General features: G+C 37.5%; 15 protein-coding genes. 7 read left to right on the top strand and 8 right to left on the bottom strand.

Annotated features, from left to right (window positions below; translation table 11 throughout):
• Positions 1 to 44 precede the first annotated feature (44 nt).
• Positions 45 to 731, top strand: coding sequence for a ZIP family metal transporter (locus KVT27_RS15475; RefSeq protein ID WP_233301568.1), 687 nt, complete (start codon positions 45 to 47; stop codon positions 729 to 731).
• A gap of 71 nt (positions 732 to 802) precedes the next feature.
• Here KVT27_RS15475 and KVT27_RS15470 read toward each other — a convergent pair whose 3' ends face one another.
• A complete protein-coding gene (locus KVT27_RS15470) occupies positions 803 to 1864 on the bottom strand; it encodes an S-layer homology domain-containing protein (RefSeq protein WP_217581580.1) in 1062 nt (353 codons plus the stop codon).
• A 334-nt stretch (positions 1865 to 2198) separates the two neighbouring features.
• Here KVT27_RS15470 and KVT27_RS15465 point away from each other — a divergent pair, with 334 nt between their 5' ends.
• Together KVT27_RS15465 and KVT27_RS15460 are read left to right on the top strand one after the other, a co-directional pair.
• On the top strand, positions 2199 to 3095 hold the full coding sequence (locus KVT27_RS15465) for a copper oxidase (RefSeq protein WP_036120056.1): 897 nt from the start codon (positions 2199 to 2201) through the stop codon (positions 3093 to 3095).
• Between the two features lie 227 nt (positions 3096 to 3322).
• A complete protein-coding gene (locus KVT27_RS15460; protein WP_036220036.1) occupies positions 3323 to 4222 on the top strand; it encodes a 3-hydroxyacyl-CoA dehydrogenase in 900 nt (299 codons plus the stop codon).
• Positions 4223 to 4271: 49 nt separating this feature from the next.
• Here KVT27_RS15460 and KVT27_RS15455 read toward each other — a convergent pair whose 3' ends face one another.
• Positions 4272 to 4469 carry a hypothetical protein gene (locus KVT27_RS15455; protein ID WP_036120063.1) on the bottom strand — a complete coding sequence of 66 codons (198 nt, stop codon included), beginning with the start codon at positions 4467 to 4469 and terminating at the stop codon, positions 4272 to 4274.
• Between the two features lie 3 nt (positions 4470 to 4472).
• A complete protein-coding gene (locus tag KVT27_RS15450; RefSeq protein WP_080709099.1) occupies positions 4473 to 5030 on the bottom strand; it encodes a sigma-70 family RNA polymerase sigma factor in 558 nt (185 codons plus the stop codon).
• A 166-nt stretch (positions 5031 to 5196) separates the two neighbouring features.
• On the opposite strand from KVT27_RS15450, the gene KVT27_RS15445 reads away from it, so the two are divergent.
• Both KVT27_RS15445 and KVT27_RS15440 read left to right on the top strand, forming a co-directional pair.
• Positions 5197 to 5352 (top strand): YvrJ family protein, encoded by a 156-nt coding sequence (locus KVT27_RS15445; protein WP_081936992.1) that lies wholly within the window; start codon positions 5197 to 5199, stop codon positions 5350 to 5352.
• 107 nt (positions 5353 to 5459) lie between these two features.
• Positions 5460 to 5723, top strand: coding sequence for a hypothetical protein (locus KVT27_RS15440; protein ID WP_235213695.1), 264 nt, complete (start codon positions 5460 to 5462; stop codon positions 5721 to 5723).
• A gap of 28 nt (positions 5724 to 5751) precedes the next feature.
• Here the strand turns inward: KVT27_RS15440 and KVT27_RS15435 are convergent, their stop codons facing one another.
• A complete protein-coding gene (locus KVT27_RS15435; RefSeq protein ID WP_036120067.1) occupies positions 5752 to 6261 on the bottom strand; it encodes a GNAT family N-acetyltransferase in 510 nt (169 codons plus the stop codon).
• Between the two features lie 60 nt (positions 6262 to 6321).
• Positions 6322 to 7170 carry a pyridoxamine kinase gene (locus tag KVT27_RS15430; RefSeq protein ID WP_176489607.1) on the bottom strand — a complete coding sequence of 283 codons (849 nt, stop codon included), beginning with the start codon at positions 7168 to 7170 and terminating at the stop codon, positions 6322 to 6324.
• A 175-nt stretch (positions 7171 to 7345) separates the two neighbouring features.
• Here KVT27_RS15430 and KVT27_RS15425 point away from each other — a divergent pair, with 175 nt between their 5' ends.
• The gene (locus KVT27_RS15425) at positions 7346 to 7897 is read left to right on the top strand and encodes an ECF transporter S component (RefSeq protein WP_036120073.1); all 552 of its coding nucleotides are present in this window, start codon (positions 7346 to 7348) and stop codon (positions 7895 to 7897) included.
• Positions 7898 to 8037: 140 nt separating this feature from the next.
• Positions 8038 to 8478: a cell wall hydrolase gene (locus KVT27_RS15420; protein ID WP_025116607.1), complete on the top strand. Its 441-nt coding sequence runs from the start codon at positions 8038 to 8040 to the stop codon at positions 8476 to 8478.
• 180 nt (positions 8479 to 8658) lie between these two features.
• Here the strand turns inward: KVT27_RS15420 and KVT27_RS15415 are convergent, their stop codons facing one another.
• From KVT27_RS15415 to KVT27_RS15405, 3 genes are all read right to left on the bottom strand, one after another.
• On the bottom strand, positions 8659 to 9570 hold the full coding sequence (locus tag KVT27_RS15415) for a DUF2845 domain-containing protein (protein WP_217581579.1): 912 nt from the start codon (positions 9568 to 9570) through the stop codon (positions 8659 to 8661).
• A 299-nt stretch (positions 9571 to 9869) separates the two neighbouring features.
• Complete coding sequence (locus KVT27_RS15410) at positions 9870 to 11126, bottom strand: MFS transporter (RefSeq protein WP_217581578.1); 1257 nt, start codon at positions 11124 to 11126, stop codon at positions 9870 to 9872.
• 152 nt (positions 11127 to 11278) lie between these two features.
• Positions 11279 to 12742 (bottom strand): amidase, encoded by a 1464-nt coding sequence (locus KVT27_RS15405; protein ID WP_217581577.1) that lies wholly within the window; start codon positions 12740 to 12742, stop codon positions 11279 to 11281.
• Between the last annotated feature and the right edge of the window lie 43 nt (positions 12743 to 12785).

Here is a 12785-nt window from a genome sequence, read left to right as displayed (position 1 = left end):
ACTTTAAGTTTATGATGAGGCGGGGGATTTTACAGGTGAGTGCAATGATACTTGGTGGATTTCTATTTTTCAGTGTTAGCATAGGTGGCGCAATTGCCTGGATTTTCTCTAAGCTATTTCAACATACAACTCAAGGGCTGTCATTATTATGCGGAGGTTTTTTAGTAGGCTTACTCGTTCTAGATATTATTCCTTCTTCATTTCAAATCTATCAATCATTCGGAATTATACTTGGGATTTTTATTGGCTATTTCATTTTCCAACTATTAGATACTTTATTTCATGCTTCTCATGCGCAAAATCCCTCTGTCTCTCTACTAACCCTTGCCATGATTATTCATACTATACCGATTAGTCTTACTGTCGGTAATTTACTTGGCAATGCAGCACTAAGTATTTCTCTCACAGCCTCCATTATTCTTCACCATGTTCCTGAAGGGTTTGCTCTGTCAACCGCACTCATTGCTCAAGGTGAAAGACTATGGAGACTTTTTATTTATTTCTTTATCTTTTCTATTTTCTTCAGTATTTTTATTTGGTTTGGGCAATATTGGGCCTTACCCGAAAAGGCACAGGGTATCTTAATGGGCATTTCTATAGGTTTGATTGCCACAGCCAGCATTTCTGAATTCATTTTACATCAACTTAAGTATGTCTCGTTCAAAGCTTTTTTTATGTATCTCATTTTAGGCTATATGCTAAGCTATATTTTCCATACACTGGTTGAATAGGCTACGAGTTGTAAGAGAAAAAAGACAAAGAACAAGCAATCCACCAGCATAAAGTGGATTGCTTGTTCTTTTTATTCCTCGTCACTTAATTTCATTAAAGTAAGTGTAAGAATTTTTGAAACCTCTGCACGAGTAAGATTTCCTTTCGGATTAAACTTACCATTCGTACCATTTAAAATGCCTAATTGCTGCAATAAGCCAATAGCCTCTACTGTTTCCTTGCGCATTTGATTTTTATCTGTAAATGTATTGTTGCTGCTTACTTGAGAAAGATCCACTTCCATCGCTTGTAAATATCTTGCTGTCACATATGCCATTTCCTCACGTGTAACAGGTTTTTTTGGCTCGAATTGACTACCATCGTAAATATCAATTAAGCCATACTCTTCTAAAATGGCTACTTCTTTCGCACCCCAAAAACCATTAAGGTCCGTATAAGTAGCTGGTCCTTCATAATCTTCATTAACATTTAAGCCTGATGCTCTGAAAATAATTGCTGCCAATTCTCCACGAGTCACTTGCCCATTTGGATTAAATGTTGTGGCAGATGAACCATTAATAATATCTGCTTGATAGAGCAATTGAATATAACTCTCCGCCCAATGTCCAATTGCATCCTTGAAGTATCCACCTGGCTTTAACTCCACATCTGCACGAGCAAATACTAGCAACATTTCATTTAAATCTGCCGCACTAATTACTTCCCATTTATTTGCTGTATAGATTTCACTCTTAAAGCCATTTCCAGTTTGCGTAATTTTAATTTGAATTGCATTACCGAATGCCTTCTTAATTTCTTCAAAGTTTTCCTTAAACTCTGTTTCTCCTTCTGGATAAAGGTTTGTACCATCTTTATAGGATTGAAGAATCGCATCTAGTGAAATTTTCACTGTTATATTTGTTTTCGTTGTAACGATTGTGACCTCATTATTTTCAAAGCCTACTTTAGATAGCAATAATATTTTATAGATATCCTGATAGGACATCGCCTGTAATTGATCAGTAGCTGCAACAGCTTGCTTTTGATGAATACTATTTGCAACACCTACTGCTTCCTGTGCATATGCCTGTCCGCCTAGTCCTCCTGTAAAACATACAATACTTAGTGCTCCCGCTAACATAATTTTTTTCATTACTATTTCCTCCTTCGATGTATAAGTTCAGTGTACTAAATCAATAGTTAGCATTTCTATAAAAAAATGTAAATTCTACAATAATTATATAAAAGACCTATTTTTGTCCTATTATATTAGAACTACTCTTTTTTTTACTTACAACTAAGATCAAAGAGGAAACAAGATAAATTTTTATGGATTTAAGCATATGATGGGTCATTTACAAAACATGGCTCTCCTATATATGCTACTAATGTAATAAATATGAATAATTAGGTATAAAGTAACTGGTCCTATATATCATCACCATCCACATACAATAGTAGCAATCAAGCTTTCAGGAGGGTGCTAAATGGTTATTACCCCTGGTATTTCAGATTTGCCTTATAGGGTTCAAGTGGATGGAACAAAGTTTTTCACCTTGATTGCAGAAGAAATAACGTGGGAGCTCGTAGATGGGCTATTTATTCAGGCATGGGGCTACAATGGTTCTACGCCTGGTCCGACCATTCGCGTTTTTCCTGGGGATCGTATTTGTATTCGAGTTATTAATCGGTTACCTGAAAAAACAAGTGTACATTGGCATGGCTTAATCGTGCCGAATGCTATGGATGGTGTACCACCTATTGAACCATCACCTTTTATTGAACCAGGGCATTATTTTGATTATCACTTTACGATAAAAAATCCACCTGGGACGTATATGTATCATTCACATGTCAATGTAGCTGTGCAAGATAATGCTGGGCTATTAGGAGGGCTTATTGTTGAAGATCCGCGCAAACAGAACCTCTCACAGCATAAAGATTATTTATGTTTATTACAGGAATGGGCAGTTGATCAATTGCCTTGGGGAACTCTTACAAAGGGCACGTATCCTTTAAATTTTAAGAAACCTGAATTTAATTTTTTTACAATGAATGGGAAATGCTATCCATCCACCAAATCCTTCCCCGTAAATTTCGGTGATACCGTTAAAATTCGTTTTGGCAATATTCAAATGCATCACCATCCTATCCATTTACACGGACATCAATTTCATGTTGTTGGCGCAGATGGCTTTCCGATTGCTCGTCATACACAAATTGCCAAAAACACTATCCTTGTGGCATCTGGCGAAACGTGGGATATAGAATTTCTCGCCAATAATCCTGGTATTTGGCCTCTCCATTGTCATATGCCCCATCACGTTACCAATAATGGGGCTCCTGGTGTTGGGGGGATGTTTACAACAGTGAATTATGGTTAAGACATGGACAGCTTAGTTGCTGTTCTTTTTTATTTCTACAGTTATGTTTAGTCGATTTTGGGTACATACTTGAAAAGGAGCCATCCCGCAAACTTTATATCATTATAATAATAGAGGCTATCATTTGATTTTTCATTATCTAAAGAAGTAGTATGTAGTTGTAACGAAGGATTTTTTACATATCCACACTATTATATTAATGTAACAATTTCAAAGGAGGAATTTCGATGAATTATCAAAACATTACGGTCGCAGGTAGCGGTGTGTTAGGAAGTCAAATTGCTTATCAATCTGCTTTTAAAGGTTTTCAAGTAACCATTTACGATATTAACGACGAGGCGTTGAAAAATGCACAGGATCGTATTACAAAATTGAAACCACTTTATCAACAAGACTTAGGTGCTACACAAGAAGAAGTAGATGCTGCCTATGCTCGACTAACATTTAAAAGCGACTTAGCACAAGCTGTTGCCAATGCTGATCTTGTAATTGAAGCAATCCCTGAAGTTGTCCAAATTAAAACAGAATTTTATACGAACCTTGGCAAAGTAGCACCTGCAAAAACAATTTTTGCTACTAACTCATCTACTTTATTACCTAGCCAATTTGCAGAAGCAACGGGCCGTCCTGAGAAGTTTTTAGCGCTACACTTTGCCAATACTATTTGGAAAAACAACACAGCGGAAATTATGAAACACCCAGGCACAGATATGAAAGTATTCGATGAAGTTGTTGCATTTGCACGTGCAATCGGCATGGTTCCACTACCATTATATAAAGAGCAACCTGGCTATATTTTAAACTCATTGCTCGTACCATTTTTAGATGCGGCTGAATCTTTATTAGTAAAAGAAGTGGCAGATCCAGAAACAATCGATAAAACATGGATGATTGGCACAGGCGCACCACTTGGGCCATTTGCCATCTTAGACATCGTAGGTATCAACACTGCTTATAATATTGTTGAAGCAAAAGCAACGGTTACTGGTGATGAAAACATGAAAAAGCTAGCCAACCTACTGAAAACAGAGTATATCGAAAAAGGTAAGCTCGGTCGTGCAACAGGTGAAGGATTCTACACATATCCAAACCCAAGCTTTGCTAAACCGGATTTCTTAAAAGGTTAATGAAGAAAGAGCAATTGTCCGAGAACAAGGATAATTGCTCTTTTTTGGCTTAAATGAAGAAATCCCAAAAGCTAGGAGTATTGATAAATTCCTTTGTCGCAAGTTTTTCAATAATCTTTAATTTAATCTCCTGTTCCAAGTCTTCTCTTTCCTGATAGCTTGTCTGATGGAGACATTGTTTAATTTTAGGTGAAAAATTTTCGATGAATAGAAGTGACTCCTCATTATAGTGATTTTCCCTGTCCATCCGTTATCCCTCCTCTTTACGAAGCTTTTGTTGTAGTTTTTGTAATGCCTTGCGATGAAGATTCGATATATTTTGGGGTGTTGTTTGTAATGTTTCAGCAATCGCCTTTACCGAATAATCTTTCACATAAATCATTTCTAAAATTTGAAGCTGCTTATCCGTTAAGCCTTTCAAGGATTGAAAAAGCTCTTCATTTTCAACAGCGTCCAATAAGCCTTCTTGAATGATTTCGTCCTTTCTCATCATCCCAGTCTCAAATAGTCCATCGTCTACAATTAATAAAAAACGGTCGTGCAATCTTCTCCTTTTTTTATCAAAATCCAAGCTATAGAAATAAATTAAATTACTGACATATTTTATTTTTTGAACATTTATATAATGTAATTGAAACGTCTCATCAACCCTTTTCATATTACAATCGGTTGGATATAAAATCGCTTTTTCAACTAAATAAAGATTTTTAGCATTAGCCAAAAAACTTTTGATAATCGGATTTTTTATCTGTTCCATATTCCTGTAAAAAAACTCTTCGATCTTGTAGTTATCGTTTTTCATCATCATCACTCCTATCTATCCGCCTTCTTGCTAAATAAAGTGACTATCATCTATCTATTATAAACCAAAATAAGAACAAATGTTCTTAAAAATCAAAATCATATTGATTTTATGTCACTTAAAATCACTTTTACATATGTAAGACACAATATTGGTGAAGGAGGAAGATGTCATGCTAACACCCGAAAATATTCAAATGTGGATAAACCTAATTGGTAATTCAGGATTCCCAATTGCCATCACCATCTATCTCTTTGTGCGATTTGAAAAGAAAATGGAAAATCTAGAAGCTGTCATTATAAGAAGGTTAAATAAAAACGAGGAATAGTAAAAAAAACACGGCAGCATTCTTTTAATGAATGCTGCCGTGTGATTTCGCACTGCTCGTGCATACAATATATGTAAAAATAAATATTTCTGAGATGGGAGGGGATTATGATTACTCACAATACAATGGTATCAGCCGATATAGCCATGACCATTTTTTTCATGCTAGGCATTACTTATAATTACTTTTATGATTCATTCCCCATTCAAATTGAATACTTGGGCAATCTTGTATTTTGGCTGATACTCCCATTATCAATTATTATTGTTGCGCTAAGCATTTGGTTACTGACAAAGAAAGTAACCATGGTTAGCTCTTTATTGGCATTTTCTTTAGCGGTCATTACTATATTTATTTTATTGTTATATTGAAATTCGCTTAAAAGCCTTTGAAGTTTGATTACTTCAAAGGCTTTACATATAGAACCATATAATCTTCATCAAAGCATTGCTGGTCTATTTTTAAAGCTCTTTTCTCTGTCCCAAATATTTGAAAACCTAATGATGTGTACAGTCCTTTTGCCGATTCATTAGAAGATACTACGGTTAAATTAATTTGCTCTACATCTGCTAATTGTTTCCCTTGCTGGATTATTGCTTGCATTAAACGTTTACCTAAGCTAAGCCCTCGCTTTTTTGGAGACACATACACGGCAAAAATACTCGCCTTATGCTTTAGCTTCATTTTGCTTTCCTGCACCAATGTAGCAACCCCAAACAATTCATCCTGATCAAATGCTCCGAAAGTAAAAGAACCTTGTGCTTCCAGTCTACTTGCAAACAACTCAAGCGCCATATCTTTTTCCTCTTCAAAGCTTGAACCAAATGCCTCAGGATTTGTTTGTAATCCCTCTAATCTTAACTGACGATATGCCTCAGCATCTTGTGCTGTTACTAACCTAATTTCCATATATCTTCTCCTCCCCTTTTTACTAATTAACGAACAATGTTTGAAAACGGTAAAAACTTTCTAAACTAACAGCCGTAAAAACTGTTCAAAATGAACGCCTGCCTCACGAGGCACTTGCTCCTTGGATGTCGCCTCAATAGCAGCCGCTAAAAACGACTCTGCTAGCTTCATGGACTCCACTAAATCCTGCCCACGCATCATACCGCCCATAATAACAGATGCAAATAAATCACCCGTGCCCGAGTAGCTTTCACCATTATAGTCACGAATGCTATGGAAAGAACGGTTCGCATCGATAAACATATTCCCGACATAACGCTTGCTCTCCACTACAGGTGGATTTAAGCCAGTAATAATGACATGTGCCCCTGTGGCCTGCTGAAGCTGCTGCCCCGCCTCCTCTAGTGTCTGAATATAATCTCTTTCATGCTGATAGCTTTGCAACCTCTCAAACGACAAGCCTGTGAGCAAACAACATTCCGTCACATTAGGCGTAATAATATCTGCACACTTTACTAGCTCCTTCATACGTTCCAGTAAGTCACCCGTAAACATTTTATATACCTCACCGTGATCACCCATGACAGGATCAACTAGCAAGGTCGTATCCGTTGAGTGAAACACGCCTAAAAAACGGAAAATATTATCGATTTGCTCTTTACCTGTGACAAAGCCCGTGTGAATACCGTCAAAGCTAGCCCCAAGTTTGCTCCATTCATCCACAAAGTAGTCCATTTTTGAGGTTAAATCCTCACAATAAAAGCTCGAATACCCTGTTTGTGCCGTTAGAATGGCAGTTGGCAATGGCACAGCCTGCACGCCCATCACAGATAATACAGGGATGGCAGCCGTTAGCGAGCACTTCCCAAAGGATGACATATCCTGAATTACAGCCACTTTTTTCATCATACATTCCACCTAACTCATCCTGTTTATACTCACCTCATCGTATCACAATTAGAAAGATGCGAAAATATCCTCCAACTGACCTCTAACTATTTTATAAAATTGACACTTTCATAATAGTCAGTCCTTTGCTAAAGTAAAAATCATCAAAATATTCATCATAGTGAGGAAGATAAAGATGCAAAATATACAAAGATCATCCTATATAAGACCACGCACGAAAACATTTGATTTAGTCATTACAGCCATTTTAGCGGCACTTGTTTTCGTTGCTACCATGTTTATTAATCTTAAACTACCATTTGGTCAAGGTGGACTGATTCACTTAGGGACGTCCATGCTATTCATCTCAGCCATTTTATTTGGACCTAAAAAGGGAGCACTTGCGGGAGCCATCGGAATGGGCTTATTCGATATCGTAGGCGGCTGGTTAATTTGGGCACCCACTACTATTATTTCACGCGCACTACAAGGCTTTATCGTTGGTAAAATTGCCTGGTCAAAGGGATATAAAGGCGACCATATTGGTTTAAACATTTTAGGGGCTGTAGTATCCATGCCCGTAATGATTGCCGTTTATTATATCGGGCAAGCAATTATGTTCAATAGCTGGATTGCACCGTTAGCATCCATTCCTGGTGATATTATTCAAAACGTAGTTGGGCTAATTATCGCTATTCCCGTATGTGTCGTACTGAAAAAAACACCTTATTTCAAAAGGAATTTTTAATAAAAACACGTCATCCTGCTCCTTTTTTTGCAGCACGGATGGCGTGTTTTCTTTGCTTCTACATAGAAAAACAGGTGATTTTCAAGATAAAGTGACATTCGCCTCGATCATTTTCATACTATATGGTGGAGGTGGTAAAAATGCCAAGAGTAAAATACCGCGATGCAGACGTTGCTTTAATGGCAAGGATGATGCGAGCTGAAGCTGAAGGTGAAGGACAGCAAGGCATGTTATACGTGGGCAATGTGATTGTCAATCGAGCTGTCGCATCTTGCTTGGACTTCAACGACGTGAGAACTATCGAGCAAGTCATTTATCAAGTACAAGGAGGAAACTATTCGTTCGAAGCCGTCCAAAAGGGCAATATGTTTTACCAACGTGCAAGAGAAACAGAAAAAAGATTAGCCAAACAGAACTTAGACTTCTGGCGTCAGCACCCAGCCAAATACGCCCTTTGGTACTTCAACCCATATGCCCCATGTCCCCCAACATGGTACGGTCAACCATTCACAGGTCAATTTAAAAACCATTGCTTCTATGAACCTGCACCAGATACCTGTGAAAGTGTTTATATGGGGTAGCTCGTAAATTCAATTAGTTGGCATAGCGTTTTTTAATTTAATAACCACTCGACTAACTACTAGCAAGATTATGTCACTGTACGATACTGCAGGAAAAGAAAAAAAGGGAACATCTAGGTCCAGATGTTCCCTCATACATTTACAGATAATATGGAGTAGTGACACTAAAAAAATAATTAGTTAATCTTGGAAGCTTGTTAATATTCCATCTTCAAAATAAAGGTATTGTCCATTTCCATACACCCATTGTTCATAAGTTCCATATTCTGTTACAGTTCTATTCACATCATAAGGTTCGCCCCAAAGTGATGCTAATACTTCCTCGTAGGTCATTCCAAGCGAAGGATTACTCCCTCTAGCGCTTTCAATTTTTTCTTTTCTTTCTTTTTCTGCATTAGATATTCTTTCCATATTAAATAAATTATTTCGGTATTCTCTTTCTATCCAATTCCAATCGTCTAGAGATATTGGTCCAAAGGTTAATGGACTGGCATATGAGGTATTTGTAATTCCTGCTACTATTTCCTCTCTCATTCTCCCATGATATTCAGGGTCAACAGCTAGTGCTAAAGCTCCCGATGCCTCATAGGAATTCTGATCAGTTTGTAAATATTGAGCATAATTATACATCGCTGAAAAATCGGCATTATCTTCTAGCCCTTTTGTGCGATCATATAATTCTTGTACTTTTTGAAAGTCATTATTTCTAACTGCTTGTTCCATTTCATCTAATCGTATCTCTTTTTCTTGTTCTACAAACTTTACAACTTTAGTCCAATCATCACGATTTAAGTTGATTCTCATTCTGTTATATTTCGAATCCAAGAATTTGAAATTTTTTTCTTGGATTAATTGGTCTACAAATTTAGTGCCCACTGCTCTTACCTTATCAGTTTCTGATTCTGATAAATCGATTGTTTCCATTTTAATTAAAAGGTCCTCATACTTTTTTTCTTTCAGAAGTGTTTCTAATGTTAAAATTTCTGCCTCCATTTTGCTTTCATTATCTTCTTTTACAGTTTTTTCACCACTACATGCTGATAAAATTAATAGCAATCCAATTCCGATAGTAAAATGTTTAACTTTTATCACTGTTAATAACTCCTTTTCGCTGTACTCAATATGTATAATTCATTTACTTAAAACTCATTTGTATAAAATGAGTAAAAAATATCCCTACTACTAATAAGTACAATGTCTAATTATTTCAAAATCCGAAATATTAAATACGTTACAAATCCCCATATATGTCGAATCAATAATTCAGTTAAATTATACCAGTACTATTAAAATAGCCCAAGCACGATTTACAAAGTATAAAAAAAAGGGAATGACCTAGATTACAGGTCTTCCCTCAAATTCGTATGCCATAGTTCAGTAATGATATTGTTTTAATTACCTGTTCTCACAAACTTTTCTTTCAATAACAATACTCCTATCAAGCCAATGGTTGAAAATACAACTGGGGTGATAAATCCATAATAGTACCCATCTCCTAAATAACCTGAAGTCGATTGAAAATAATCCAACACATAGCCAAAAATAATCGGTAGTAATGCAGCGCTTAAAAAGCCTCCTGTATTCGCAAAACCAGAAACGATACCAGATTCAGTGATAGGAAAAGTTTGACGAACAGCCGCGAACGTTAAGGCACTTGCTCCATATCCAAAGCCGATGATGAAGAATAGTATAATAAGAAGAATTAGGGACGGATGCCCCTTCCATAAGAGAAAGGATAACCAGCTCAATAAAACAGCCATTTGAACACCTATATAAGGCTTCTTAATCGTTTCTAACCGGCCAGCTAGCCAACTCGTTAAGGGAGCCCCGATAAGTGCTCCAATAAGACCAATCATAATTAGCTGACTCGCCTCTGAACGAGTCATCTCATACATATTGATTCCGTAGGGGACAGCCCACGAACTAATAAAGCCTACATATCCCCCAACAACCCCGAAATGGCAAAAGAATAAAGCCCAAGCTTGTCGATTTGAAAATATTCTCCATAATAAAACAGATGTTTTTTCACGTTGCACTACCTCAGCTTCAACTTTCGCTTTTGCCGAAAAGATACGTTTCGTATTTTTAACAAGTACAAAATAAAGAAGAACACCACATACACATAATAAGAGTCCCGTTGAAAAAAATGAAATTCTCCAACCAAATAAAAAAATCAAAGTAGCAAAGGGAACCGTCGCCAATAAGAAACCTAGACTCCCAGTCATCCCTGCAAAGCCAATTAAACGCACAAATTCCTGCTTCTGAAACCATTGTGCCAAAATAAGCACCATATTCACCCAAATGGTTGCATCCCCTACACCAGTAAGTATTCTAGAAAAAAATAGGACGAATTCATGTGTCCCTAAACTATAAAGAATCGTACCTAGCCCTGTTAGGGTAGCACCCATAATAAGAAAAAAGTTTGGCCCAAATCGATCAGCTAAAACCCCCATCGGAATTTGTAAACTCGTATACACAAAAAACTGGATACTCGTCAATAGCCCAATCGTCGATGCCGTCACCCCAAAATCCCTCATCAATTGGTCAGTAATTAACCCCGGAGCAGTTCGTTGACTGGCCATTAACAAATACGTAAACAATACAGCAACAAACACAACCCATCTATACCTGTGATGTTGTTTGTCCAATAATCACTACTCCTATTAGTTTTTACTTTATGTATATGAATTGGTCGATGAGGGAAAGACCTGTTTCTTGTCGTAGTGTATACGTATGATTTAAAGAATACAGAAAACGCACCCGTCTACACTTTGTCATGACTGGGTGCGTTCATGCTCATCTATACTGCTGGCTGAGGCTGTGTTGTACTTACATGTACAGCAGGTTTACGATCTTTCCAAGGCATGGCTTCTTCTAATTGTCTACCGAGCTGTAATAATGTTAATTCATCGGCAAATTTACCTGTCATTTGTAGACCAATTGGTAAACCTGATTGACTTTCTGCCAAAGGCAATGATACTGAAGGCTGCCCAGTAGCATTAAATAAATTGGTAAATGGCGCATAGGTAAAAATTTGCTCCGTCCATTCAACTGCTGAAATGTTAGGATTATTCGCATTTAATTCGCCAATCTTAGCAGGCAGTGTGCCAATTGTTGGGCTCAATAAAATATCGTAGTCTTCAAAAAAGCCTGCTACTTGACGTGAAACAAGTGCATTGATATTAATGGCATCTAATAATTCGGATGCTTTTAAATTACTACCATATTCATAGCATTTCCAAATAGCCGCTTCAATATTATCCGGAGAAACTGCTTTACCTGTCCCCTCTGCCGCACCCTTAATCATTTTATAAATATTGGCTGTCCAAATATCGACCGTAGCCTTTGTAAATGTCGCTTGTTCATATTTCGGACGTGCTTCCACTACTTCATGCCCTAAGTCCTTTAAAACTTGAATGGTTTTATGAACAGCTTCTATACATTCTGGATCTACAAATGCGCCAGAATTTGTTTCAGTTGTCCATGCAATTTTTAAAGGGCGAACATTTTCATGAATTAATTGTCCGTACGGAGCATGGGTTACTTCTAATTTTGAATAGCTCCCTAAATCTGGGCCAGCTACTTGATCCAGTAAAGCCGCCGTATCACGAATTGTACGGGTCACAGCAAATTCAATCGCAATCCCATTTAAAGGCTCACTATTGAAGGGCCCAGTAGGAACTCGTCCACGCGTCGGCTTTAATCCCACTAGCCCACTACAGGATGCGGGAATACGAATGGAACCGCCACCATCATTCGCATGAGCAATTGGTACAATACCACTTGCCACAGCGGCTGCTGACCCTCCACTCGAACCACCAGGACTATGATCTAAATTCCATGGATTTCGTGTAGCACCATAAATAACTGCTTCAGTCGCTGCATTATAACCAAACTCAGGCGTTGTCGTAGTCCCCGCTAAAATTAAACCGGCTTTTCTAAAACGCACCATTAACTCACTATCTACAGGTATTACTGTATTTTCTCCTATACGGCTCCCCATACTATGTGGGACGCCCTCCGCATGTAAGACAAGCTCTTTAATTAAAAACGGAACACCTGCAAATGGGGCATTTTTATCCACCTTTTCAATGGCTTTGTCCGCTTGCTCCTCTAACACACTGACTACTGCATTAATAGATGGATTTACTTTTTTGATTCCCTCTAACGCAAGATTTTTGAGCTCTTGTGGTGTTACCTCTTTTGATTTTACTAGTTCTGCTAAGCCTATTCCGTCATATGAAGCATACTCCTGTAAATTCATATCATCACCTCATGTAGAATTATTCTTACAACCACAATGTACT

Origin of the sequence: Lysinibacillus sp. GbtcB16 (assembly GCF_019091145.1) — a bacterium.
Lineage (GTDB): Bacteria > Bacillota > Bacilli > Bacillales_A > Planococcaceae > Lysinibacillus > Lysinibacillus fusiformis.
Note: the sequence above shows the minus strand (reverse complement) of the source record. Positions and strands in the feature narration are given on the sequence as shown.

Coding starts and splice junctions, on each gene's coding strand:
- KVT27_RS15475 (WP_233301568.1), top strand. CDS start 45: ATGATACTTGGTGGATTTCTATTTTTCAGTGTTAGCATAGGTGGCGCA.
- KVT27_RS15470 (WP_217581580.1), bottom strand. CDS start 1,864: ATGAAAAAAATTATGTTAGCGGGAGCACTAAGTATTGTATGTTTTACA.
- KVT27_RS15465 (WP_036120056.1), top strand. CDS start 2,199: ATGGTTATTACCCCTGGTATTTCAGATTTGCCTTATAGGGTTCAAGTG.
- KVT27_RS15460 (WP_036220036.1), top strand. CDS start 3,323: ATGAATTATCAAAACATTACGGTCGCAGGTAGCGGTGTGTTAGGAAGT.
- KVT27_RS15455 (WP_036120063.1), bottom strand. CDS start 4,469: ATGGACAGGGAAAATCACTATAATGAGGAGTCACTTCTATTCATCGAA.
- KVT27_RS15450 (WP_080709099.1), bottom strand. CDS start 5,030: ATGATGATGAAAAACGATAACTACAAGATCGAAGAGTTTTTTTACAGG.
- KVT27_RS15445 (WP_081936992.1), top strand. CDS start 5,197: ATGCTAACACCCGAAAATATTCAAATGTGGATAAACCTAATTGGTAAT.
- KVT27_RS15440 (WP_235213695.1), top strand. CDS start 5,460: ATGATTACTCACAATACAATGGTATCAGCCGATATAGCCATGACCATT.
- KVT27_RS15435 (WP_036120067.1), bottom strand. CDS start 6,261: ATGGAAATTAGGTTAGTAACAGCACAAGATGCTGAGGCATATCGTCAG.
- KVT27_RS15430 (WP_176489607.1), bottom strand. CDS start 7,170: ATGATGAAAAAAGTGGCTGTAATTCAGGATATGTCATCCTTTGGGAAG.
- KVT27_RS15425 (WP_036120073.1), top strand. CDS start 7,346: ATGCAAAATATACAAAGATCATCCTATATAAGACCACGCACGAAAACA.
- KVT27_RS15420 (WP_025116607.1), top strand. CDS start 8,038: ATGCCAAGAGTAAAATACCGCGATGCAGACGTTGCTTTAATGGCAAGG.
- KVT27_RS15405 (WP_217581577.1), bottom strand. CDS start 12,742: ATGAATTTACAGGAGTATGCTTCATATGACGGAATAGGCTTAGCAGAA.